Source organism: Acinetobacter sp. GG23, assembly GCF_057766365.1.
Window position 1 is genome coordinate 239,803 of record NZ_JBYMDJ010000003.1, and the last position, 24,757, is coordinate 264,559.

A 24,757-nucleotide genomic window follows, 5' to 3' on the forward strand; every position below is an offset into this window, starting at 1 on the left:
GGATTATTTTTCACGATTATTATAAAGTGATATGTGTCATATTAATAGATAAAAACACAAAATGAAACACAAAAAAAGGTTGATATGATTAGCTTTGAGGGTATTGTTTATTGGATTGCAACAATTAATAACAATGAATGATGAATTTTTAAATATGAATAAAGTAGATTCTAGATTAAATATACTTACCCTCTCTTGTAGCACCTTACTGTTTTCTACATTTTTGCATGCAGAATTATTATATAGGGACTCTATAGATCCGCAACGTGAAAAAACAGTAGATTCGATTAAGCAAGGACAGGTAGATGCGGGTTTACAAAAACTCAGACAATTATTAGTGCTCCAGCCCAATAATCAGAAACTGATTGCTGATTTTATTGTGATGTCATATGAACATCAAAAATTTACCGAGCAAGATATTAAATATCTCTCCGGTATACAAACACAACAATTTCCAGATTATGCAAAGGTTGATGTCCTTAAAGCCTTGCGCGATCTAAGAAAATTTGAATTGGCAGAACAATGGGCGAAAAAATTCGCTCAGACCGATCAAAATCAAATATGGGTTGTATGGATAGGGGTATTACAGGCAGAAGCAGGTAAAACTCTTGAATCGAAAAAAACCTTGTCTGCGCTCGATATCAACTATATTGATCCTGATTATTTAGCTCAGCTTGCTTATGCCTATCGCATTTTAAATATGCCAGTGGAGGCATTGAATACCGCCAGTTTAGCCGTTGAAAAGAATCCAAATAATAGTAGTGCGCAAGAGCAGTATGCATTGGCACTTATGGTAAATGCAGATTATGCCAAAGCAGAAAAATATATTCAGAATAATCAAATATTGGCAAATAAACCTCAACTTAGAACAAATGCAAAAATTAGTGAATTTACCCTGCGCATTCAGAATGCAGTGCAGTATTACAAGGCTTCAACCTATCGTGATCGTGGAAATATTGCTTATAAACAACTCAATCAAGTTATAGATGAGATGGCAAAGTATGAATCCCAACTGCCTAATGACCCCAATATTAAACGTCAATTTTATTACGAGTACATATATGCTTTAAATGAGAGAAACTTGGCTCAGGAAGTGCTCGCACAAATACCCAAAATTGGATTACCTATCGAGCAAATGCCTCCTTATGTACGTCAAGCGATTGCAGATGCGTATTTAAAGAATCGGCAACCTAAATTGGCCGAGGCACAATATAGAAGTTTGCTAAAGGAAAAAAACTATCAAACTTATGAAGTGTATTCAGGTTTGTATTACGCATTAATTGAACAAGAAAAGTATGAGCAGGCCAATAATTTACTGTTAGAAATGGACAAAATGTTGCCTACTTATCGATATAGCAATGCAAAAGGTGTCGATAGAGTTACCCATGAGGACCGTATGGAATATATAAACTTGGTCGGTCTCAATTATGTTTATCGCCAAGAATATGCTAAAGCGCAACAATATTTTGAAAAGCTGGTCGCAAAAGCACCCAATAATGTGGTTTATCAAAGTAATCTTGCGCTAGTACAACGCTGGCGTAAACAACCTCAACGCTCAGAATGGACACTGGCGCAATGGGATGGTGTTGAGCCAGTTGATTCCTTAATACGAATCAATCACTTAGAGAATATGCAGGCATTAGGTGATATTTCAGAATGGCGTAAGCAGAATGCTTATCTTATGGAAGCCATGCCAGGAGATTCTGGTGTTGTAAAAAGCAAAAAAGAACTTGACGATCGTAATCGTTTCTCCATTCAGCATCAGAGTACTTTTTCAAAAAATGAATCTGATAACTCTGCTGTTCTGAATCGTTTAAAAGGCAGTCGTGAACAGGAGAATTTAACACGTATTAATACCCCATGGTTTTTTGATACTTTTCGTGCTTATACCAATCATAGTAATCGTTGGGCGAATTATGAGGATGGCAAAATTGATGATCAACGTGTGGGACTTGGACTTGAATGGGAATCGCGTCGTAAAGCCGCAAATATCATGCTTTCTCAAAGTATAGATAATGAAGATGATCGTTTTGGAGTACAAGTGGACTGGTCACAATGGTTGAGTGATCACTGGCAGTATGTTTTAGGTTTTAATAGTCAGGCCGATATTCCATTACAAGCTATAAAAAAAGGTAATGAAGGTCAATCTTATACTTTTGGTCTGAACTGGAATCACAATGAATCTCGTGAAGCGGGTACAGCTTATCAATTAACTGATATTGATGATGGAAATACCCGTCAGGAAGTCTCTGCCTACTTTAAGCAACGGGTTTTTGCGGCTCCACATCATATTACCAGTTTTATTTTAGGCGGGTATTACAGTAAAAATGATGATATACAAGTTGATTATTTCAATCCTAAAGAAAGTTATAGCGCAGAACTCACTTTACAACATGATTGGATTACTTGGCGTAGACATGACAGAAATTTCACACAACATTTCGAAGCAACCATCGGAACTTTTGGGCAAGACGGATTTTCCTCAAAACCGATTTATAACGCATTTTACCAACATGACTGGCAACTTTCGCGGACTTGGAATTTGAATTACGGAATAGGATGGGGAACACATCCTTATGATGGTATAGATGAAAAAAGAACTTACGCAGTGCTTGGTTTTAAGGGGAATTTTTAATGAGAAAAATTGCAACAATTTTATTCGCTGTAGTGTTGACAACAAATTTAGCAATTCCTAGCGTAAGTTTGGCTCAAAATGTGACAAATTCAGCAATTGAAATGCCAGATAATCTTTTTGTAACTCTTACTTTTCATGATGTACGAGATGATGTCGCTAAGGTGGGGGATCGAGATGTTTATGCAATTAGTACTAAAAATTTAGCACAATTTTTTGCGTGGATTCAACAAGAAGGGTGGCATCCAATTCGCCTGCAAGATGTGTGGGAAGCACGTCAAAAGAAAAAGAGCCTGCCTCCTAAATCAGTATTGTTGACTTTCGATGATGGGGCATTAAGTAGTTATACCCGAGTTTTCCCTTTATTGAAGCAATATGATTTTCCAGCCGTATTTGCAATTCCAACCAGTTGGATTAATGGCAACAACAAAGATGCCTATTCTGCCTATGGTGAAAATAATTTAATGACCTGGGATCAAATGCGTGAAATGCAAGAATCAGGTTTAGTCGATTTTGCTTCACACTCAGACGATTTGCATAAAGGTATTCTTGGCAATCCACAAAAAAATATGCAGCCTGCTGCAATTACCCGTGAATATCTGCCTAAGCTGGGTAAATATGAATCTGAACAAGCTTATCAAAAACGAGTGATTGCGGATTTAAGAAAATCTAAGGAAATTTTAGACTTCCAGTTAGGTATCAATACCAGAGCTATTTTCTGGCCTTATGGGGCAGTAACAAAAGAAAGTGAACAACTTGCGGCAAAGGCAGGATTGCCAATGTCTTTTAGCTTGGGCAGTATGTCTACACTTGTGGACTCCGGGGCCACATATCAACGCGGCTTGATTATGAATAATCCAACGCCTGAAATGATCCATGAGGAAATGCTGGATTTTTTGACTTTTGCACGAGCACTCTATAAGCAACGCAAAAGTATTATTCGTTTCGAATTAAGTGAAATGGTCAGCAAAAACAATCAAGTATTCGATCAAAAACTCGGACAGTTATTAGATCAAGTTAATTCATTAAAAACCAATACGATTGTATTAAAAGCAGTGGCTGACGAAAATGGGGATGGAAAAATAGACGTTGCTTATTTCCCAAATCAGCAGCTTCATATGCGCCAAGATTTGCTGAATCGAACAGTTTGGCAGGCGCGCACACGCATCAATAATCGAGTATATGCGGAACTGCCTATAAGTCTGGAAACACAACAAGGCCTTAAGCTTGATGAGTTAACCGCTGATTTGGTCAAGAATAACTCATCAATTGAAGGCTTGATGATAGAAATTGGTGATGAGTTCTTATGTGGCGTACAAGATAAAACTTGGGATGGTGCTTGTAGCCAAAAAATGAAACAAGTTTTTCAAATTAAAGAACGCAGCAAAGAAAAGGCAAAATATTACACAAACATTAGTAATAATTATCAGACTGCATTGAAAATGACTTTAAAGGATAAGCATTTAGATGGTTTAAAACTCTTACTTGACAGTTGTCTAGTTCAAGGCGACTTCCTATATCTCGAACTTGATCCTGTTCGTTACCCTAAAGTATTTAAAGCCATGCAAAAACAGTTAGAACAATTGAATCTTAAACAGAAACAGCATTTGATTGTGAGTTTTACCGTTGATCCGAATGTATCTAAAAGTGAATGGAAAGAATATCAATATGATTATCAAGTTTTAAAAAGGCTGGCTGTACAAAAAATTGGTCTTAATAATTATCAATTAAACGAAGGTAGACGATTTCAGGAAAATCTTTACCAGTCTATTAGTTCAAATGACAGTCCATTAACTTATCGAAATCCTTTTGAAGGCAACATTGCCAAGGAGATGAAATAATGGAAGAGTTGATTCATCTTAGATTTAGTGATTTTTATTTTGGCTTTGCCTTTTTCTATCCTTTATTTATGGCATGGCTTTGGATAGCGGGGGGGATCTGGTTTTACTTAAAGCACGAAGTTAAAAAAACAGCCTTACCAAAACCAAGTGAACATGGCTGTAGTATTGTTATTCCTTGTTTTAATGAAGAAGCACAGGTCCGAGAAACGATTAAATTTGCAATGCAATCTCAGTACCCAAATTTTGAAGTGATTGCAGTGAATGATGGAAGTCGAGACAAAACTGCTGAAATTCTAGATTCACTTTTACAGCAATACCCAAAATTGAGAGTGGTTCATTTAGCTGAAAATCAAGGTAAGGCTTATGCGCTTCGTGCAGGTGCAATGGTCAGTCAAAATGAATATCTGGTCTGTATTGATGGGGATGCCTTATTACATCCGCATGCTGTTTTATGGATGATGCATCATTTAACCCGCTTCCCGAGAATTGGTGCGGTAACGGGTAATCCTCGTATTGTGAACCGTTCTAGTATCCTCGGTAAAATTCAAGTGGGTGAGTTTTCCTCGATCATTGGTTTGATTAAACGCGCCCAACGAACTTATGGACGGATTTTTACAGTTTCGGGTGCAATTGCCGGTTTTCGTAAAACTGCTTTAGACCGTATTGGTTATTGGCGTGATGACATGATTACAGAGGATATTGATGTGTCATGGCGTTTACAGTTTGACCATTGGGATTTGCAATATGTACCAAGAGCACTTTGTTACATTTATATGCCAGAAACAATCAACGGTTTATGGAAGCAACGCTTACGTTGGGCACAAGGCGGAATTGAAGTTTTAATCGCTTATCTCCCTAAACTGTTTAAGTGGAATTTGCGCCGGATGTGGCCAATTGCTCTGGAATCCGTTATCAGTGTGGTTTGGGCATATGTGATGTTTGGTATTATTCTTTTGTATTTATATGGTCTGTTTTTCTCTTTACCGGGCGAATGGGCAATTCAATCGCTCTTTCCTCAATGGTATGGGGTGATTCTGGGGCTAACGTGTCTTATCCAGTTCTTTGTCAGTTTATGGATTGATAAATCTTATGATAAAGACCGAATGTTCAGGAACTATTTTTGGGTGATCTGGTATCCATTATTCTTCTGGATACTAGCGATGCTCACCACGGTCGTCGCATTACCCAAAACAATTTTCAAAACTCAAAAGCGTGCTCGATGGGTTAGTCCAGATCGTGGTTTTAGAGGAGAGATGAAAAATGACTAATATAGATAAACTTCATATTGTTAAAGATGAGTCGAAGTTAGAACTTCCTGCTTATATTGATAAACCTGAATATGTAAAAAATAAGTCAGTGGGTTATAGTTTGCAAATTGCAGGTTGGCTTACTTTTATGTGGTTGTTCATGCCACTGTTGACAGGATTTTTCTGGTGGGTAGAAGGTAAAACGATTTATCAACAACTGGTGATCCAAGCGGCACCCGATAGCCAGTTGAGTCTAATGAATATCATCATGATGATTACCACCTTTATATGTGCACTGCTGCTTTGGGCAACATATAACTGGATTCGCTTTTATAACCGTGAGCGTCGTAGTACTCCTTTAGCCATAGATGAACAACAGCTTGCAAGGAGTTTTATGGTTAATACGATAGATATTCTGAATATGCAACAGGCAAAAAATCTAACCCTTTATTATGATAATAAAGGGAAGTTAGAATTTTTTGAGGTTAATCATCAGTTAAAAAAGCGTGTTTCAGCCTAGAAGGTTGAGGGTGTTCAGTAACAAAGTCATCGGGGTAATAACCAATATGTTTTACTCCATGTTTCTCTAAAAACTTGATGGTTTCTGTAAGTTCTTGGGTAGATATTTTCTGATTATTTCTCCAATTCACAGCTTGAAGTTCAAAGATGGTACGACTCAATTCTGGGTCGTATTTTTTTGATTGTTGAATTAAATCTAAATAGAACTGCTGATGATCATCGGCTTCTTCCATATAGGGCATCGCCATGATGGCATTATAATCATAGTATTTATATGTGCTGGGCATCGACTGGCTAAACCAGTTCTCACTTACTGGATTTAATACCACGGGTGCATACATATTTCGTGCAGTAAGGATATTTGGTTGCTGTTGTTTAAGTATCTTGCTAATACCTTCAGCAAATTGATCAAGATATGCTGTTTTGTGTTGAGCTAATGGTGCTTTTTTTGGAAAATTTTGGAGTTTTGATATCTGCTCTGAATTAAACCCCCACGATTGATACATCTTTCGGGCAGGAGCAGAAATATCTTCATAATCATTCAGGGTAATATCATCATGATAGAGTACTCCATCCACTGAATTAGACTTCATAAAATCTAAATAAATTTCAGAAACATATTTCAGGTTTTGTTGATCAAATGGAGAAACCCGAATATAACCTTGCTTTCCGCCTTCACTATGTAAAACATAGGGAATGTGGTAGCTTTTTGGAAATTCCCAAGCCATTAAAGGCAGCCACGCATATATATGTTTTACCTGAGTTTTGCTACGAATTTGCTTTACTAGAACTGGAAAAAGATTTTCTCTTAAGGGAATATGACGGTTTTTAAAGTAGACCCGATCTGTTGAACCATTCGCATCTGGATCAGCAAAAGCTTGTAAAAAAATGGTATTAGGTTGAATCTGTTGAATCCGTTCTATTAAAGTCCGAATATTCTCCTGTTGCTGTTTTTTGTCTTTGTCATATATATAGTCAATATCGATATGCATAATGCGCATCTGATCAATTTTAGTGGTTTTCTTTGCTGAAGAAATAAGTTTTTTGACAGTATTCTGCTGAACAATATCATTTATAGGGTGATGTTTAATTTGAGGTAAATCTGCAGAGTTTACAGTAGAAGTCAGGCAGCCTAGACTTAAATACAGGCAAGGGGTAAAACGATTTTTACACATCTTTTTAAAATTAATCATTTTTTTATACTCGCGTTTAGTTAGTTTTTGCTAGATAAATCATTGTTTTTTGAAAAATCATAAATTATTTGTGATTGTATTCTGGGCAAATTTTATTTTTTAATTTTTATTGCGCTCGAATTAAATCATCAAGCACTCTTTTTTATTTTGAATATGGTATCTAGGTTAGGAGGATTATTGTTTAAAATCTCCCATAAATTTTCGGGACAACTTGCAAGTTGATACCAGATTAGTCTTTACACCAACTGCACCGGTCTTCAGTGCCCTGTAAGGTAATTCCATTCCAGTAAGAGTCAATTTAGAACAAGTTTCGCAAGTCACCATAAAAGAAATAGAAGAATGGGTTATAAAAGAGGCATCGCCGTTAATACCAACAAACGGATACCTGAAAATTGTGCTTTTACCGCAGTGTCCAGTGGTTGTTGAGTAATTTGGCTATTTGGGAAAATAGAGCTATACCATTCCAATGTAGCTTTTGTATTTTCTTTAAACCGCAAGGCAGGGTAAATAGAGGAAGTCATTATTATGCTCTATATATGCAATGTCAGCAGATAATGTAACGTCCTACAGTTATAACTCAAGTAAGTTTATGCTGAATAATTGTATAAAATTTATTCAATTTAAAATAAAAAATGTAGCTGATTTGGCTGCATTTTTTAAATTTTTATTTAGATGAAGCCACTTTAGACTTTGAGTTAAACTATTAGGATTAACTGCTTGAATACCCCCCGTTAATTCATCAGGCTAGTAATGATCGGGGATTTGAATTTGATAACGTAAAGCTAAAGCGCTATTCACCACTTAATCAGATAGAGACGTTACCCATGATCCGAATAGACTTCGCTTGATGCATTGATTCCGAGCCTCTAGCCTAGGATGTTGATTTAATTGATTTTAACATTATCAATATTTCTATCTATTTAATGCTTTTTACGGATAATCTGGTGTAAATATTTTAATAATGCTAAACGAATCTAGATTTCTACCTGTTTTCGATAGACAAGATATTATTCGTTTCATTAACTATACGGTTGGATAATACAACCGGTTAAACTATAAAGGGCTAAGAAAATAATCAGCGGGACAAAAAGTGGCACATACCTAAATATAACCAGGTTAAAACTTGGGTAATCTGATCTGCATCGATGCCAATTTCAACATGTTATGCAGTGCTTAAATTATTCGGTAAAATTGCTTCAACCATCCTTGAGAGCCAACATTCAGTAAAAGCAAAATTAGCTCTAAACTGCCTGATAACAATATCAAGCAAATACAAACGCTGAAAATGAGGGTGAAAGAATGAATAATAAGTTCCCCCCATTATTTTTACCTCTATACATTTGTTCACTTAAATTATTCAAATTGTTGTTTTTTATATAAAATAATCTAAATTAAACAGAGTGGTGAAGAAATAAATTTGTCTAAAAAATGAATTCATGTTGATATAAATGTGAATTCAGTTGTTGAGCAGAGTTATTGTTTTATGAAGAGGTGTTTTTAGTAAAGTTTATAGAAGATGATTTAAATTTCTCCTCTCATAAAAGAGTAGAAATGTGGTAAAGGTCTAGGAGATACTGATCATCCACCTTTTAATTAAATTGGCTAAATGTAGGACATCTCAAAACAATCAGATCTTGATTTAAGCCGCCCCTAATTCAGATAAAGCTTAATTCAAACAGGTTTGAATACGAACTTTCATTTCCAAAGCCTGTTGCGTAATAAAGTTTTTCTTCCAGTGCACTGGTTGTCCCATCGGATTAGTTTTAACTGCGGTATTTAGGAAATTTAATTCAGGTTGATTGAATAATTGGCTTTCAATTGCTTCTTCAAGTTGCGCACTATTGGCTGCAAGTGGAAGACTGACCAAATAGAATGCTTTGGGGTAGTTATAAAAAGCATAGAGCAAGTTAAATGCTTTTTGATCGGCCTTAAGATTACCCGCACCAATTTCATAGCTACGGTCTTGGTTGCTATAGGTAACACCCATCAAAAAATCGAAATAATTATCCGAAAGTCTTAGTCCAAATTGCAGCCCAATCTGGTCAGCAGTGAGTTCGTGTTGCACAACATTATTCAGGATTGAACCATCATCATTCAAAGGTTCTTGCAAGATCAGAAAATGCTCATTGTGTTGATAGATATGACCAGCAAGCTGTGCCTGTTCCAGGCTGGATTTAACGGATTTAAGAGTACAGTCTAGGGTAGGCATAATACAAAACAACATAGGAGATGGGAGAGAATTTGGCTACTCTATGTAATTTTCAGCACGAATAACATAGATGTTTTAGAGGAATAACCAATCAGATAAGATTTTGTAAATTTTAATGTTGGCTTGTGGTAATAGCACTGTCTGAATAAAATAATAGATCAGCATTTAAGTGAATCATTAATAAAAACTTATACTTATTATTAGGTAAGCTTTATATGACAATTTTGCATATCAATATAATAAAACAAGCAATAGTTGTGATAACTAAATCTTTATAATGAATATATATATTTTTAAAAGTGTAATAAGTACACGTTGATCTGAGTTGGTGTTGTCAATGTCCATAAATGAGGAAAGACTTACTCATCTTAAACAGCTAGAAGCTGAGAGTATTCACATTATCCGTGAAGTGGCTGCCGAATTTGAAAATCCGGTCATGTTGTATTCTATTGGTAAAGATTCTGCCGTGATGCTGCATCTTGCCTTAAAAGCATTCTATCCTGCAAAACTCCCATTCCCGCTATTGCATGTCGATACAGGTTGGAAGTTCAAAGATATGATCACATTCCGCGACAACATGGCGAAAACCCATGGTTTCGATCTGATCGTACATCAAAATAAAGAAGGGAAAGACGCTGGGATCAACCCGTTTGATCATGGTAGCTCTAAATATACCGACATCATGAAAACCCAAGGCCTAAAACAGGCTCTGGATAAATACAAGTTCGATGCTGCTTTTGGTGGCGCGCGCCGTGATGAAGAAAAATCACGTGCTAAAGAACGTGTCTATTCTTTCCGTGATACGAAGCACCGTTGGGATCCTAAGAACCAGCGTCCCGAACTTTGGAACCTTTACAATGGTAAAGTGAACAAAGGTGAAAGTATTCGTGTGTTCCCGTTATCAAACTGGACTGAGCTTGATATCTGGCAATACATCTATCTGGAAAGTATTCCATTAGTACCACTTTATTTAGCTGCAGAACGTCCTGTAGTTGAACGTAGTGGCACACTGATTATGGTTGATGATGAACGCATGCCTTTAAAAGAAGGTGAAGTTCCGCAAATGAAATCGGTACGTTTCCGTACATTAGGTTGTTACCCATTGACGGGTGCGGTTGAATCAACTGCTAACACCTTGCCGGAAATTATCCAGGAAATGCTTTTGGCCACAAGTTCTGAACGTCAAGGTCGTATGATTGACCATGATGAAGCAGGCTCGATGGAAAAGAAAAAGCAGGAAGGTTATTTCTAAGAATCCCTTTAAAAATCTCTCTTGTGCAGCAGTGCTGCTTACCTCTTTATAAAAGAAGGGTAAATAAAAAAGGGTAGTCCTCCATGGTCCGTGGAGGATTTAGGTGGATTCAAAGAGATTCAAAACAACCGATTTCTAAAGAATATGTGGAGTTTGAGCAATGTCTCATCAATCAGAACTCATTAGCCAGGATATCTTGGGCTATTTAAAACAACATGAAAATAAAGATTTATTGCGTTTCTTGACTTGCGGTAACGTGGATGATGGTAAATCGACTTTAATCGGTCGTTTGCTTTATGATTCAAAATTGATCTATGAAGATCAGTTGCAAGCGGTAACCCGCGACTCTAAAAAAGTCGGCACCACAGGTGATGCGCCTGACTTAGCGCTTCTTGTAGATGGCTTACAAGCTGAACGTGAACAGGGTATTACCATTGATGTGGCATATCGTTATTTCTCTACTGAAAAACGCAAGTTCATCATTGCTGATACTCCAGGGCATGAGCAATACACACGTAACATGGCGACAGGTGCATCTACTTGTGACCTTGCGATCATTTTGATTGATGCGCGTTATGGTGTGCAAACTCAAACTCGTCGTCATACCTATATTGCAAGCTTGCTCGGTATTAAGAACATTATTGTTGCGATTAACAAAATGGACTTGGTTGAATTCTCTGAAGCGCGCTTCAATGAAATTCAAGCCGACTATGCCAACTTCGTGAGCCAATTGGGCGACCGTAAGCCAAGCAACATCATTTTTACGCCTATTTCTGCATTGAATGGCGATAACGTGGTGAACAAGTCTGAAAATACGCCGTGGTACACTGGCGAAACCTTAATGGGTACGCTTGAGTCTGTTGAAATTAACCGTGATACCGCGAAACGTGATTTCCGTTTCCCTGTGCAGTATGTCAACCGTCCTAACCTCGACTTCCGTGGTTTCGCAGGTACGATTGCACTTGGTGAAATTAACGTGGGCGATAAAATTGTTGCTTTGCCATCGGGCAAATCTTCAACGGTTAAAGAAATCGTTACTTTTGATGGCAATCTTGAACATGCATTTGCAGGTCAAGCGGTGACATTGACGCTAAACGATGAAATTGACGTATCACGCGGTAATATGTTGATCCGTGCGGATCAGGGTATTCCTACCATTTCGCGTTCGGTTAAAGCAACTGTGGTATGGATGGCAGATCAACCACTTGTGCTGGGCAAGTTGTATAACATCAAAATTGGTACACAAACCGTTCCTGCCAAAGTGACTGGTATTAACTTCCGTACCAATGTGAATACACTTGAGCAAATGCAAGTGGATCACCTTGAGCTGAATGCGATTGCCAACGTCACTATTGAATTTGATGCACCAGTAGTATTTGACCGTTATCAGGACAGCCGTTATACCGGTTCATTTATTTTCATTGATCGTTTGAACAACGTAACGATTGGTGCGGGTATGGTGGAAGAGTCGGTTGAATGGTCGGCTCATACCAATCCGGTAACAGCAGAAGACCGTGCAGCACGTTTAGGTCAAAAACCTGCGTCAATTACTGTGTCTGCTAAAGCATTGGAAAATGCCCAAGCACTTGAGAACTTGTTGCTTCAACAAGGCATTGTCGCGATTGCGAAAGCTGACCTTGATGCTGCTCAAGTGGCCCTTCTTCGTGAAACAGGTATTGCAGTGATTACTACTGTTGCAGAAGCGACAGATGTAAGCTTCACGCAAGAATCTGTTGAAGAATTGGCTGAGAAAATTGTGGAATTGGTTCGTCTTTAATAGATTGAATTGATTTAAAAAACCCGCTGAAAGGCGGGTTTTCTTTTTAAGAAAACTTAAGTTTCTTGCTTTTCCTTTTTTATATTGGGGATCATTTTTTCAAAAAAAGAAACAGATTTTGCAGTTTCCATTCCATCAGCTGGATTCTTTCTAAATGCTTCTAAATTCAGATCTAATAATTTGGTTTTAAGATAGATTGTCTCATCAGTTTCGGCAGTGAGTGTGATAATTTCAGATTTATACTTTTCAAAGGAGCGGGCTAGAGCCTCTTTGTGACCATATTCCTGCTCTAATTTTGAATATTTATTCAAATTAATATTAGCTACAGTTGCAATCCAAATTAAAGGAACATTTAATATTACTCTGACTATGATTGATGTGATTGTAATTTGATCTAATTTGTCAAATTCAATAGTTAAAAAATTGAATAGGGCAAGCAAGAATAAAGAGATTCCAAATACCCACAAATTATTCTTTTTACTTTCCCGAGCTTGGTTAACCTTGTCAAAAAAACCACCCGCTAACCCAGCACTACTTGCTTGATTGATTGTCTTTAAAGCTTGTTCTTCAATACTACTTAAATTAGTTAATCATGTATCTAGCTCATTTTCTAATGATGGATTTTTCTCATCACCAAAAATTTTTACGTAAAATTTATCTAAGCTAGTTTTTTGCTTATTAAACATTGTTGAGTAGGATGAAAGTGGTTGTCCATCCTTATCAGTTTCATCTAAGAAGATATAATCATAGAATTTTTCAATTTCTTGATATTTTTTCTTAATTGCTTGTTCACGTGAAGTTTCTAACCCTTCTATTACAACTTCGTTGTTAAAGAGATAGGAATATAGTTCTTTAGTTTTGGTCGATAGTTTATCAAGCTTTTGACTAAAACTAAGTTCCTCGCCTTCAGTTGCTTCAAAGTAAGATTGGTAATGTTCTCTGAGTTTATCTGCTCCATTATATAAATTAGCTAAGTTATCCGAGTCTAATAGTTCTTTTAAAGTCTGTAAGGTCGTAGATCCATCTTCATATTTGTATTCAATCATAACTTTTAGAGAAGAAATTTCTAGTTTTAGTTGTAATAATTCATCTAGTTCTGACTGAAGCTGATTCTTTAAGGATTTAGTATCTTGAATATCTGCTTGAAGTTGCTCTATCTCAGCCTTAATCATTTTTGATGCGGCAGTACGTCCATCAGTTATATGCTCAAGATTATCAGCTAATGTGTATTTAGCCGAAAGCTTTCCATGTAGCGCGCTAAGTTGTCTGAGAGCTTGTTCTACCTCTTTTCGCTCCCCATCTGTCATGCCTGAAGAAAGCATATCTCTGATTTTCCCCATAAAAACAACTCAAAATAGTAATTGTGGTTAAATATTACACTTTTTAAAATGGGTTTGATATTTATTTTATTTGAATATAAGATATATCTTAATTAAATTTAAGATATATCTTTTCTATGTCTATAACACCTCATTCTGTGCTAACAGAAGAACGAGAGAACTTTTCAAAACCTCGCAAACGCCTGTTTGAAGCAGGGCATATGAAACTGTTGGTACTGCACCTGATTGCTCAAGCACCAAAGTTTAGTTATGACATCATTAAAGATGTGGGCGCTATCGTAGGCGGTGGTTATACGCCTAGCGCAGGTACCATCTACCCAACGCTAAATTATCTCGAAGAACAACACTATATACGCTCAGCATTGAATGTAGATGAGCGTAAGCAATACAGCATTACATCTGCCGGTATAGCGCATCTAGAAGCAGAACAAACTACTGTAGAGAAAATCCTGTGCCGCTTCGATACACGCAAACAAATCCACAACAACGAACAGTTTATTGATATCAAACGTGCGATGGAAAACCTGAAAACCTCATTACGTTTAAAACTGTCCCAAGCTGAATTAAGCATAGAAGATGTTCAAAAAATTGCAGAACAGATTGATCAAGCAGCAGCGAACATTACCCGTTTGTAATTCAATACACGATTTAAAAAAATTAGGTTAAATGATGAAAAATAATCTCCCAAAATTTCACCCAAAACATCTGGCTTGGCTGATGCCCCTCATTCTGTCAGGCATCATGAGTGGCGCGATTTCTTGTTTTAACATGATTATTAATAAAAGTTTGGTGGATAGCTTCTTTTCCCAGTGGCTGCATGCATGGAGTTTATCGTGGTTGATGGCATTTCCACTGATTCTCATGGTTCTGCCTTTGGTTCGTAAATTTTTAATGAAATTTGTGACACTGCCGAATGAAGCATCTCCGGAATAAGCTGAATTAATGATTGGTTTGTTCGAAAATGACCCGTTCAATGAGGGCGTGAAGCTCGGTAAGCGTTTTCACGCCAGCAATACGTTTCACAATTTGTCCGCGATAAAAAATTAAAGTTGAAGGCAGACCATACACGTTATAGCGCAAAGTCAGAATGGGGGATTGATCGACACTCACTTTGCCGAATTTAATATTGTTATGTAGTGCTGACATTTGCAGTGCACATTGTTCAAATACAGGAAAGTTCTGTACGCAAGGCGCACACTAGTCCGCATAAAAGCGAATCACTGCAAAATCATCAAACCATTCGTAATCACTAAAGTTATTTTCATTGTATTTAATCAGCTGAAACATGCTGGGCCTATTATCAATTTGCTAAATAGGTTTTGAATTATACATAAGTCCATGCTTATTCATTCTCGGCTGTTTCTATGTTCAAATAGAGTGCTAAACATGAAAAGTAATGAATAGATCAGGAAGAAACTATGTCACAAACCAACATGCAACAAGTCATTATTACAGAACCAGGCGGTGTCGATAAACTTAGCTTTGAAACAGTAGCGATTCCGGAAGCTAAAGCAGATGAAGTTTTGGTGAAAGTCCATGCCTTCGGAATTAACCGTCCTGATATCTTGCAACGCCAAGGCTTGTATCCAATGCCTAAAGACGTAACACCAGTACCGGGTCTGGAAGTTGCAGGTGTTGTTGAAGCTGTAGGCAGTGATGTCACTAAATTTAAAGTCGGTGACAAAGTTTGCGGCCTGACCAATGGTGGTGGTTATGCTGAATATTGCGTAGTACCTGAAAGCCAAACATTGACTATTCCGACAGGCGTAAGCTTTACTCAAGCGGCTGCTATTCCTGAAACGTTCTTTACCGTGTGGGCGAATGTTTTTCAAATGGGTAAAGCCAAAGCAGGGGAAACTGTATTGGTTCATGGGGGTACAAGCGGGATTGGTACGACGGCACTGATGCTGTGCAAATCACTGGGTATCAAAACCTTTGCAACTGCAGGTTCGGACGAAAAAGTTGCAGCGATTTCCCATCTGACCACAGGGATTAACTACAAAACTCAAGACTTTGAACAAGTGATTAATGAGCAAACGGACAATGGCGGTGTAGACGTTATTTTGGATATGGTCGGTGCACCATATTTGGAACGTAATTTGAATTTACTACGCCGTGACGGGCGTTTGGTCTATATCGCATTCTTGGGTGGTGCTAAAGCCAAAGAAGTGAAACTCGGTCAAATTATGATGAAACGCTTGACCATTTCTGGTTCAACTATGCGTGCACGTACCACGGCAGAGAAAGCTGAAATTGCACAAGGCTTGCAAGCAACGGTTGCACCGCTATGGGCAAAAGGTGAATGCTTACCGATGATTTATGAAACTTTTAAATTTGATCAGATTCAAGATGCACACGCCATTATGGATAAGGGTGAGCATGTTGGTAAAGTGGTAGTGCAAATCATCTAATATTTCTACTTAAACAATGAAAGCCAACAAATGTTGGCTTTTCTTTGCATAAAATAATATAAAAATTCAAATTAATTAATTGAAAAGTAATAAATAACTTTTTAAAAAATGATAAAAAATTAAAATAATATCGATTGTTCGACACAACCTGTCAGAAAGGTAGCTTAAATTAACCTTAAAATTTAACCTGACCAATTTGTTTGGTATTGAGTTAAATATCATGCAATAAGGGGATGTACAATGAAGATTATATCAACACCATATACCCGTGCGCATAGTTTCCGTGCTTTAAAACGCCTGCATAAAGCGATTATTCATAATCAGGTGTCAAATTCAGACCTGCATAAATTTTACCAGGCAATGCTTCATTTAGAACGTTATGTAGAACGCCTTCATCGTAAGGGTAAAAAAAGCCGCGTGACACAGCGGGTTAAATAGCTTTTTAGAGTCTTTTTATTAGCCTTAAGTTGAAGGGAATATTTGAAAATTATTTTTTATTTGGCTGTATAATTTTTTTGATAATTAAATAATTTTGCATATTTTTATATGCAGTGCTGTAAAGCACGAAGAGGGGATTTATGAAGGATCATCCTTCAACGCATGAACGACTTGCTGAACGTTTGGCCCGTATATTGACCAAGCTCAATGTAGGGCATCAGTTAAGCGTACAACAATTAGCGCTTGAATTTCGGGTGAGTAGCCGAACCATAGAGCGTGATTTTGATCGTTTAAATTCTTATCTTCCACTCATTCAAGACACTAAAACCAAAAAATTTTATCTGGAATCTTCCTATCTCGGGCGCTTTAAGTTACAAGACATTCAAAATTTTGCCCAGTTGTCTGGCATTCAGGATCTTTATCCCTCTTTAGATATTTCTTTTTTAAGAGAGTTATTCGATAACCGTGCCAATCTGGTTTTTTCTGCCAAAGGGTATAACTTTGAAGATCCGAGGCAGTATGCCGAACATTTTAAAATACTCACCCGTAATATTCAAAAAAGACAGCAAATCGCTTTGTTTTACAGAAATCAAATGCGGGTTGTAAAACCGTATCGATTAATTCATCACATGGGTAACTGGTATTTGGCGGCTGTACGCAAGCAGGAACTGCGTGTTTACCGTCTTGGTCGTATTGAGAAAATTATCTGTAGCCATCAACTCTTACGATTTGAACATGATCAGCATGTGCTGCAGCAATTAAAAGATGAAGATGGTATTTGGTTTCAGCATGAAAAACAGGAAGTCATTTTATCTGTACATCCAGAGGCTGCAATTTATTTTAAGCAACGCCGGATTTTTCCAGAACAGGTCATCTTAGAGGAATTGGAAACCGGGGAGTTGCTGATTGGTTGTCAGATTCGGCATCAGAAAGAATTGAACCCGTTGGTGCGTTACTGGATACCTTATGTGAAAATCGTCAAACCTGAGCATTTCCAACAAGAACTTAATGCCAGTCTGCAAGGCTATTTAACCTGTGCACAGTAAAAATAAACGCAAGGTTTTAAAGTTTTAGCTGGGCGATGGGTAGATATAGATAAGTATTTAGCACAATGCCCTTGAATTTTATGATTAGCCTGCAAGAAATTTCAGGCATAAAAAAACCAGCATTAAGCTGGATTTTTTATTGCACCATTTTAAGTAGTCTTAAAATGGTGCCCGAGGCCAGACTCGAACTGGCACGCTTTGTGGGCGGGGGATTTTAAATCCCCTGTGTCTACCGATTTCACCACTCGGGCATTTTACAAGATTGGAGGCGGAGGTCGGAATCGAACCGGCGTACACGGAGTTGCAGTCCGCTGCATGACCACTCTGCCACCCCGCCATCTCTTGGTGATGCACATATTAGCAATCTTTGAAAAAAAAACAATACTATAAATAGTGTATATGCACATAAAATCAGCATATAGAATAAAATAGCCGAAATAATCATGTATTATTTGCGAAATTGATTCATATCTACTTTGGAGATGTGCCGTGGCATTAGTTTTAGATGGTCGTGCATTGGCAAAACAAATTGAAGCGGACTTGTTAACTCGCGTTGAAGCATTAAAAGCGAAAACAGGTCGTACCCCCATTCTTGCGACTATTTTGGTCGGTGATGATGGTGCATCTGCTACCTATGTACGTATGAAGGGCAATGCGTGCCGCCGTGTCGGTATGGATTCGCTAAAAGTTGAATTGGGCAAAGAGACCACAACTGAACAATTACTGGCTGAAATTGAAAAATTAAATGCCAATCCGGATGTACACGGTATTTTGTTGCAACATCCGGTACCTGCTCAAATTGATGAACGTGCATGTTTTGATGCAATTTCTTTGGCAAAGGATGTAGATGGCGTAACCTGTCTTGGCTTTGGTCGTATGGCAATGGGCGAGGCGGCTTATGGGTCTGCAACACCAGCAGGCATTATGACCATGCTGAAAGAGAACAACATTGAAATTGCAGGTCAACATGCGGTAGTTGTGGGTCGTTCTGCAATTTTGGGTAAACCCATGGCAATGATGTTGCTTCAAGCCAACGCAACGGTAACCATCTGCCATTCGCGTACTAAAAATCTTCCAGAATTGGTTAAACAGGCTGACATTATTGTAGGTGCAGTGGGTAAAGCTGAATTGATCCAAAAAGACTGGATTAAACCAGGTGCAGTCGTTGTAGATGCTGGCTTCCATCCACGTGATGGCGGTGGTGTAGGTGATATTCAGCTTGTCGGTATTGAAAATGTTGCTTCTGCTTATACACCTGTTCCAGGTGGTGTAGGTCCAATGACTATTACCACTTTGATTCGTCAAACGGTTGAAGCTGCTGAAAAAGCTTTAGGTTAATTTGAAGATGTATGTCACAACGGATTCTTATCGTTGTGAAAATTGATATAAGAAGCTCATAGGTTACTTTTCTTTCGGGAAAAGTAACCAAAACCATTTGTCATTTGCAGAACTCGGCATCATCCGTCTTTTTTCTTATTGTTCGCAGAAACAGGACAGATTTGATTTTGGTCTGCCTCAGACAGTTGCGAATGACTCGGGCATTAATCAAATTTTAGTTATAAATTCTAATAAGTTTTTAAGGCTTATCTATGAGCTGTACTTTTCAATTCTCCAAAGTCCCAGAGTATCTTATCCAAGCCTTACATGAGGTGATCCCCGGTTGTGACTTGATGGCGCAGCAACTACCTGAAACCCCGATTTCTTTATGGCTGATTCCACCGGTGTTTCCCACCGATCGTTTGGATGATGACGTGATTCGTCGTATCTGGAACGATACACCGTACTGGATTTTCTGTTGGGCTTCAGGACTTGCGATGGCACAGTGGCTATTGGCAGAGCCTGAGCACGTTAAAGATAAGGTGGTTTTAGACTTCGGTGCAGGATCTGGCGTAGTCGCGATTGCAGCGAAAATGGCAGGGGCAAAACGCGTTATTTGCTGTGACATTGATAGGGTGAGTTTAGATGCCTGTCGTGCCAATGCAGAACTGAATAACGTAGAGCTTGAATATCTAGATGATCTGTATAAGGCAGAACAGGTAGATGTGCTGTTAGCAGCGGATGTGCTTTATGATCAATGTAACCGCTTTTTTATGGATGAATTTTTAAAATTTGCACCCGAGGTTTGGGTGGCGGATAGCCGTGTGAAAAACTTTAGTCATCCAAACTATCAAAAATTAGACGAACGCAGTGCCACGACTTGGCCGGATCTGGATGAGTCCAAAGAATTTCGAAATGTGAGTTTTTATAAGACGCTGTAAACAGCGTCTTTTTTTCTATCTACATTTTAAAATTTTAAGAACAGGTATAACGAACCACGCTTAATGTACTTGGACGAGCCTCTAAAGCTTGGCGAGTTGCCATGTCTTCACTATTATATAAATCTGGCGTATTGCTGAGACTTACGCTGGTACGACTGTGCCCCAGTTGACGGCCATATTGTGGAGTCTGTATTGCTGGATTGGCAATGTCACTTATACTTAAAATATCAATTTTGTATTGTTCGTTTAAGCCTAATACTTTTTGACAAGCACGTTGTAATTTTCTCTCATCTACTTGTTGGTTCTGGCGACCTGCCAAAGTATAAGCCAAGGTTGCTGAGTTAGGTGACTGGCTTTCAATCTGATAGCCGACATTACCATTATATTGAAGCGGTGTGCTTTGGCACGCAGCAAGTCCAAGCGCCATAAAACCTAAGCCAAGCAATTTATAGGTATTGTTCATCTTTAAAAGTTCCAAGCGTTGTTATTGTATTGAGTATGCCATAAGCCTGCTTTTTTAACGATGTAATCTAGGCATCTATCCATAAAAAAGCTTTCCAATTGTGACAACGTGAAAAGTCTTTTTTAGGTGATTATTCATCTAAATATACTGGGTTTGATGGTCGATAATGAGGCTCTGTTTCTTGGAGTCGCTCAACAAGATATCATAATTAAAGCCAAGGCCATCCTGAACGGAAGATAGGAGAAAAGGAGGTTTTTATAAGTTGTATTTTTAAAGCTAAGCCCAGGCAGTTCTGCTGTACCACCAAACAAGGAGTTGGCAGGGGTATAAGGTAAAGCAATATCCAAGGCAAAAATATTTACAGGAAATAATTCTGCTTTAACTATCCCTATTAATGACAGTATACATCCAATAAGCCAAAGGCCATCATAACCAGTTCACGGCCAATTTACCGGATATCACGTCAACAGTTGGTTAAAGCGGTTTGACAGTGTTATTGCCTTCAGGGAAAAATTGGAAAGCAAAGTACAAGCTAAGTGCGGTATACACATATCCGTCATATCATTCAAATAAATTACCTGCAGAGCCGCCAAAGATAGATTTGAAACGAGTTTTGCGGTCAAGTTATGAAGTAGCAACCTGAAAAGATGAATTTGCCATCATAATTTTCAAAAATTATGGGTAATACATATTCTTAAATTTTCGAGGTGAAAAATTTGAAACCATACATTTTATAAGGGAAGACAAAAATAAATTTTTAAAAATATGTTATACGCCTATAGTTTGGCTTGATCATTCGACTTTAATTTTGTTGGTGTTTTGTTTTGAACATTTAGTAATTTTAATTTATTGTTTTAATTGAATAGGATAAAAGAAAAGCCTTTCCTGTCAAAAGGCTTTAAAAAATAACTGGGAATTAGTGTTCTTTAATTTCTGAATGGTGTTTGGTATCTTTCATAAAGATATAAACAATCAATGAGATAGAAATTAAGATAGTGACATAAATAAAGTACCATGATTCATGTCCAGCTTCTTTGAAACTCAGTGCAAAAAACTCTGCTGTTCCGCCAAATAAAGTATTAGCAAGTGCATAGGGAAGCGCGACTCCTAATGCACGAATATGTGCAGGGAACATTTCAGCTTTTACTACAGCATTAATTGAAGTGTAACCTGTAACAATGATCAAGCCGACCAAACAGATCCAGAATGCAGACCAGTAGTCTTGAGTCTGTCCAAGTTTGTCAAATAAGAAATAGGTAAATAGAACGCCCAATACCCCAAAGGCAATCATGAGGGGTTTGCGTCCGATCTTATCGGATAAAGCTCCGGCAAAAGGTTGTAAACACATGAAAATAAACAGAGCCAGAGTTGTGATCTGCGTGGCTTCGGGCTTGCTAAAGCCGGAGGTGTTGACTAAATATTTTTGCAGATAGGTGGTATAGGTATAGAAGGCCACCGTACCACCTGCGGTTAAAAACAACACAGTAAATGCCTGTCTAGGATAATGTTTGAACAGTGCAAACATACTCGATTCAGGCTGATTCTTATCTTTTTGTGCATTTTTAAAAGATTGGGTTTCGAGTAATCCACGGCGAATATAGAACACGACAATCGCAAGACAAGCCCCGATAAAGAAAGGAATGCGCCATCCCCACGCATGGAGTTGTTCTTCAGTAAGAACAAACTGCAAAATCAGTAACACACAGAGTGCGGTGAGCTGACCTGCAATTAAAGTCACATACTGGAAACTGGAAAAAAAACCGCGTCGGTTTCTTTCTGCCATTTCACTTAAATAAGTGGCACTGGCACCATATTCTCCACCGACACTTAAGCCTTGTATAAGGCGGGCAACCACAAGAATAATGGGTGAAAATACCCCAATTTGGTCATGTGTTGGGGCTATTGCAATCATCAGAGAACCAATACACATCAAGGTTACAGAAAGAGTAAGTCCCGATTTACGTCCTTTTTTATCCGAGTAAATACCCATGATCCAGGCCCCGATTGGGCGCATTAAAAAGCCAACTGCGAAAATGGCGGCAGCTTGAAGTAATTGTGCTGTTTGACTGCCTTTGGGAAAGAAAGCATGAGCAAAATATAAGGTAAATGCGGCATAGACATACCAGTCATACCACTCGACCAGATTGCCTGCTGAACCACCTAGAATGGATTTGACCCGTGTTTTGGTATCTAGATTTACTTGAGAAACGTTATCTGCAATCATTTGTCCAAGTCCATTTTGTTATTATTTTTAGATGTTAAACCTATTGTTTTAACGATATAAGCATACGTGTTTTTAGTTCTGTATGAAAAATGTTCGAATTTAAGTATCTGAAAGTGAAGTAGTTGAAGGGGAGAGTGAGTTGAAGGATCTATAGGTATGGTTTATTTTTGCTGTGACAACCCCATTGTTATTTTATATTCCTTCTATTCATCCGTAATTTGCAAGTGTCATTTCACCTTAAATGGTGTTAAGTTTCATACAACAATAAGAAATTTAAGTCAGCTGTTTTGACAGGATTAGAGGAGGTAGACATGCAAGTGAGTCATCCGGTCTATGATGTAGTGGTGGTTGGTGGAGGCATCAATGGTGTCGGCATTGCAGTCGATGCCGTTGGGCGAGGGCTGTCTGTGTTTCTATGCGAGAAGGATGATTTAGCCAGTCATACATCTTCTGCAAGCAGTAAGCTTATTCATGGTGGTTTGCGTTATCTCGAGCATAAAGAGTTTCGTTTAGTGCATGAAGCGCTTGTTGAACGTGAAATTTTATTAGCCAAAGCTCCGCATATTATTCGTCCCTTGCGCTTTATCATGCCGCACCAGCCACATTTACGTCCTGCATGGCTGATTCGTACCGGTTTATTTATCTATGATCATTTGGGTAAACGAGAAAAATTAGCAAGCTCAAAGCATATTCATTTTGATGCCGCAACCAGCCCTTTAAAAGAAGAAATGACACAGGGTTTTGAATATTCAGATTGTGCGGTGGATGATGCACGTTTAGTGGTTTTAAATGCGCTACAAGCACGTGAGCGTGGTGCGTATATTGTCACCCAAACGCGATGCAACTCTGCATACCGAGAAAATGGATTGTGGGTGGTACAACTGGAAAATGCACAAGGCACTTATCAGGTTCAAGCCAAAGCATTGGTGAATGCTGCTGGGCCGTGGGTTGCAGAATTTATTCAACAGAATTTAAAACAAAAATCTCCTTATGGGCTCCGATTGGTTCAAGGTAGCCATATTATTATGCCAAGAATTTATGAAGGGGATAAGGCTTTTATTCTTCAGAATGATGATCAGCGAATTGTTTTTGCAATTCCTTACTTGGATCAATACACTTTGATTGGAACCACTGATCATGAATATAAAGATGATTTGGATCAGGTCAAGATTACCCAGTCTGAAATTGATTATTTGCTGGATGTTTATAATGATCACTTTAAGCATCAGTTAGGCCCTGAAGATATTTTATATACTTATTCAGGGGTCCGGTCTTTGTGTGACGATGAGTCTGATAATCCATCTGCGATTACTCGCGACTATACTTTGGCCGTATCTCAAGAACAGAAAAATGATGTACCCTTGCTTTCGGTGTTTGGTGGGAAACTGACGACCTATAGAAAGCTGGCGGAATCTGCAATTGCACATTTGCAACCTTTCTTTCCTGAAATGAAAAAGTCTTGGACTGAAAAAGCATTGTTACCTGGTGCAGAAAACCTGATTTCGATTGAGCTCTTAATGCAGCAGATTATGCAAAGTGTCGAAGATGTGCCATTTCAATTGGCTTCGCGCTGGGCACATGCTTATGGGACACGGGTATGGCGGTTTTTAAAGGGTGTTTCAACGACCGAGGAACTTGGTGAAGATTTAGGACACGGCTTATTCGCCAAAGAAGTAGATTATCTGGTTGATCAGGAGTGGGCGAGAAGCAGTCAGGATATTTTATGGCGTAGAAGTAAACTGGGGTTTCAATTTACGGATGACAAAATTCAGTTATTAGATCAATATCTTTTAAAATTACATCTTAAAAGATCGCAGGATACTGCCGCTTAATAACTTTTATACTATAAAAAAGACCACTTCAGCGGTCTTTTTTAATCTCATTATAATGCTGGTTGGCAATAAATC

At 38.1% G+C, this 24,757-nt stretch carries 21 protein-coding genes, 2 tRNA genes and 2 pseudogenes; 14 read left to right on the top strand and 11 right to left on the bottom strand.

Annotated features, from left to right (window positions below; translation table 11 throughout):
• The first annotated feature begins 103 nt into the window (after positions 1-103).
• From pgaA to pgaD, 4 genes are read left to right on the top strand one after another with little or no spacing between them, the layout of a single operon-like run.
• The gene (gene pgaA, locus AC3CAU_RS07265; RefSeq protein WP_447054148.1) at positions 104-2,635 is read left to right on the top strand and encodes a poly-beta-1,6 N-acetyl-D-glucosamine export porin PgaA; all 2,532 of its coding nucleotides are present in this window, start codon (positions 104-106) and stop codon (positions 2,633-2,635) included.
• Positions 2,635-4,473 carry a poly-beta-1,6-N-acetyl-D-glucosamine N-deacetylase PgaB gene (pgaB, locus tag AC3CAU_RS07270; RefSeq protein ID WP_131213884.1) on the top strand — a complete coding sequence of 613 codons (1,839 nt, stop codon included), beginning with the start codon at positions 2,635-2,637 and terminating at the stop codon, positions 4,471-4,473. The genes pgaA and pgaB (AC3CAU_RS07270) overlap by 1 nt, the downstream gene beginning before the upstream one ends.
• Complete coding sequence (pgaC, locus tag AC3CAU_RS07275) at positions 4,473-5,741, top strand: poly-beta-1,6-N-acetyl-D-glucosamine synthase (RefSeq protein WP_131213882.1); 1,269 nt, start codon at positions 4,473-4,475, stop codon at positions 5,739-5,741. The genes pgaB (AC3CAU_RS07270) and pgaC overlap by 1 nt, the downstream gene beginning before the upstream one ends.
• Positions 5,734-6,240 carry a poly-beta-1,6-N-acetyl-D-glucosamine biosynthesis protein PgaD gene (gene pgaD, locus AC3CAU_RS07280; RefSeq protein ID WP_131213880.1) on the top strand — a complete coding sequence of 169 codons (507 nt, stop codon included), beginning with the start codon at positions 5,734-5,736 and terminating at the stop codon, positions 6,238-6,240. Before pgaC ends, pgaD begins: the two co-directional genes overlap by 8 nt.
• On the opposite strand, the gene pgaB (AC3CAU_RS07285) is transcribed toward pgaD, so the two are convergent.
• The 3 genes from pgaB (AC3CAU_RS07285) to AC3CAU_RS07295 all read right to left on the bottom strand — a co-directional run bounded on the left by pgaB (AC3CAU_RS07285) (position 6,206) and on the right by AC3CAU_RS07295 (position 9,641).
• Positions 6,206-7,432 carry a poly-beta-1,6-N-acetyl-D-glucosamine N-deacetylase PgaB gene (gene pgaB, locus AC3CAU_RS07285; protein WP_131213878.1) on the bottom strand — a complete coding sequence of 409 codons (1,227 nt, stop codon included), beginning with the start codon at positions 7,430-7,432 and terminating at the stop codon, positions 6,206-6,208. The genes pgaD and pgaB (AC3CAU_RS07285) overlap by 35 nt on opposite strands.
• A 344-nt stretch (positions 7,433-7,776) precedes the next feature.
• The gene (locus AC3CAU_RS07290; RefSeq protein ID WP_447054149.1) at positions 7,777-7,953 is read right to left on the bottom strand and encodes a hypothetical protein; all 177 of its coding nucleotides are present in this window, start codon (positions 7,951-7,953) and stop codon (positions 7,777-7,779) included.
• A 1,145-nt stretch (positions 7,954-9,098) separates the two neighbouring features.
• Positions 9,099-9,641 (bottom strand): hypothetical protein, encoded by a 543-nt coding sequence (locus tag AC3CAU_RS07295; protein WP_447054150.1) that lies wholly within the window; start codon positions 9,639-9,641, stop codon positions 9,099-9,101.
• Between the two features lie 343 nt (positions 9,642-9,984).
• On the opposite strand from AC3CAU_RS07295, the gene cysD reads away from it, so the two are divergent.
• On the top strand, positions 9,985-10,893 hold the full coding sequence (gene cysD / locus AC3CAU_RS07300; RefSeq protein ID WP_171459113.1) for a sulfate adenylyltransferase subunit CysD: 909 nt from the start codon (positions 9,985-9,987) through the stop codon (positions 10,891-10,893).
• A gap of 160 nt (positions 10,894-11,053) precedes the next feature.
• On the top strand, positions 11,054-12,670 hold the full coding sequence (gene cysN / locus AC3CAU_RS07305; RefSeq protein WP_447054151.1) for a sulfate adenylyltransferase subunit CysN: 1,617 nt from the start codon (positions 11,054-11,056) through the stop codon (positions 12,668-12,670).
• Positions 12,671-12,726: 56 nt separating this feature from the next.
• On the opposite strand, the gene AC3CAU_RS07310 is transcribed toward cysN, so the two are convergent.
• Complete coding sequence (locus tag AC3CAU_RS07310) at positions 12,727-13,110, bottom strand: hypothetical protein (RefSeq protein ID WP_447054152.1); 384 nt, start codon at positions 13,108-13,110, stop codon at positions 12,727-12,729.
• A 150-nt stretch (positions 13,111-13,260) separates the two neighbouring features.
• Complete coding sequence (locus tag AC3CAU_RS07315) at positions 13,261-14,010, bottom strand: coiled-coil domain-containing protein (RefSeq protein ID WP_447054153.1); 750 nt, start codon at positions 14,008-14,010, stop codon at positions 13,261-13,263.
• A gap of 116 nt (positions 14,011-14,126) precedes the next feature.
• Between AC3CAU_RS07315 and AC3CAU_RS07320 the strand changes: the two genes are divergently transcribed.
• Positions 14,127-14,645, top strand: a complete 519-nt coding sequence (locus AC3CAU_RS07320; protein WP_447054154.1) for a PadR family transcriptional regulator — start codon at positions 14,127-14,129, stop codon at positions 14,643-14,645.
• 34 nt (positions 14,646-14,679) lie between these two features.
• A complete protein-coding gene (locus AC3CAU_RS07325) occupies positions 14,680-14,943 on the top strand; it encodes a DUF2798 domain-containing protein (protein ID WP_447054155.1) in 264 nt (87 codons plus the stop codon).
• 6 nt (positions 14,944-14,949) lie between these two features.
• Here AC3CAU_RS07325 and AC3CAU_RS07330 read toward each other — a convergent pair.
• A pseudogene (locus AC3CAU_RS07330) lies at positions 14,950-15,297 on the bottom strand (thioredoxin family protein).
• Between the two features lie 131 nt (positions 15,298-15,428).
• Here AC3CAU_RS07330 and AC3CAU_RS07335 point away from each other — a divergent pair.
• The 3 genes from AC3CAU_RS07335 to AC3CAU_RS07345 all read left to right on the top strand — a co-directional run bounded on the left by AC3CAU_RS07335 (position 15,429) and on the right by AC3CAU_RS07345 (position 17,905).
• Positions 15,429-16,421 (top strand): NAD(P)H-quinone oxidoreductase, encoded by a 993-nt coding sequence (locus AC3CAU_RS07335; protein ID WP_447054156.1) that lies wholly within the window; start codon positions 15,429-15,431, stop codon positions 16,419-16,421.
• A gap of 240 nt (positions 16,422-16,661) precedes the next feature.
• On the top strand, positions 16,662-16,859 hold the full coding sequence (locus AC3CAU_RS07340; RefSeq protein ID WP_131213860.1) for a hypothetical protein: 198 nt from the start codon (positions 16,662-16,664) through the stop codon (positions 16,857-16,859).
• A 140-nt stretch (positions 16,860-16,999) separates the two neighbouring features.
• Positions 17,000-17,905: a helix-turn-helix transcriptional regulator gene (locus tag AC3CAU_RS07345; protein WP_447054157.1), complete on the top strand. Its 906-nt coding sequence runs from the start codon at positions 17,000-17,002 to the stop codon at positions 17,903-17,905.
• Between the two features lie 165 nt (positions 17,906-18,070).
• On the opposite strand, the gene AC3CAU_RS07350 is transcribed toward AC3CAU_RS07345, so the two are convergent.
• Together AC3CAU_RS07350 and AC3CAU_RS07355 are read right to left on the bottom strand one after the other, a co-directional pair.
• A tRNA-Leu gene (locus tag AC3CAU_RS07350) sits at positions 18,071-18,156 on the bottom strand.
• Positions 18,157-18,168: 12 nt separating this feature from the next.
• Positions 18,169-18,242, bottom strand: a tRNA-Cys gene (locus AC3CAU_RS07355).
• 152 nt (positions 18,243-18,394) lie between these two features.
• On the opposite strand from AC3CAU_RS07355, the gene folD reads away from it, so the two are divergent.
• Positions 18,395-19,243 (top strand): bifunctional methylenetetrahydrofolate dehydrogenase/methenyltetrahydrofolate cyclohydrolase FolD, encoded by an 849-nt coding sequence (gene folD, locus AC3CAU_RS07360; RefSeq protein ID WP_447054158.1) that lies wholly within the window; start codon positions 18,395-18,397, stop codon positions 19,241-19,243.
• Between the two features lie 251 nt (positions 19,244-19,494).
• The gene (locus AC3CAU_RS07365; protein ID WP_447054159.1) at positions 19,495-20,163 is read left to right on the top strand and encodes a class I SAM-dependent methyltransferase; all 669 of its coding nucleotides are present in this window, start codon (positions 19,495-19,497) and stop codon (positions 20,161-20,163) included.
• Positions 20,164-20,197: 34 nt separating this feature from the next.
• Here the strand turns inward: AC3CAU_RS07365 and AC3CAU_RS07370 are convergent, their stop codons facing one another.
• The 3 genes and pseudogenes from AC3CAU_RS07370 to AC3CAU_RS07380 form a co-directional block, all read right to left on the bottom strand.
• Positions 20,198-20,626 carry a hypothetical protein gene (locus AC3CAU_RS07370; protein WP_447054160.1) on the bottom strand — a complete coding sequence of 143 codons (429 nt, stop codon included), beginning with the start codon at positions 20,624-20,626 and terminating at the stop codon, positions 20,198-20,200.
• Positions 20,627-21,103: 477 nt separating this feature from the next.
• Positions 21,104-21,286 (bottom strand): annotated as a pseudogene (locus AC3CAU_RS07375) (alpha-ketoglutarate permease); the annotation flags it as partial.
• Positions 21,287-21,542: 256 nt separating this feature from the next.
• On the bottom strand, positions 21,543-22,850 hold the full coding sequence (locus tag AC3CAU_RS07380; protein ID WP_447054161.1) for an MFS transporter: 1,308 nt from the start codon (positions 22,848-22,850) through the stop codon (positions 21,543-21,545).
• A 311-nt stretch (positions 22,851-23,161) separates the two neighbouring features.
• Here AC3CAU_RS07380 and glpD point away from each other — a divergent pair, with 311 nt between their 5' ends.
• The gene (glpD, locus tag AC3CAU_RS07385) at positions 23,162-24,682 is read left to right on the top strand and encodes a glycerol-3-phosphate dehydrogenase (RefSeq protein ID WP_447054162.1); all 1,521 of its coding nucleotides are present in this window, start codon (positions 23,162-23,164) and stop codon (positions 24,680-24,682) included.
• Positions 24,683-24,757 lie beyond the last annotated feature (75 nt).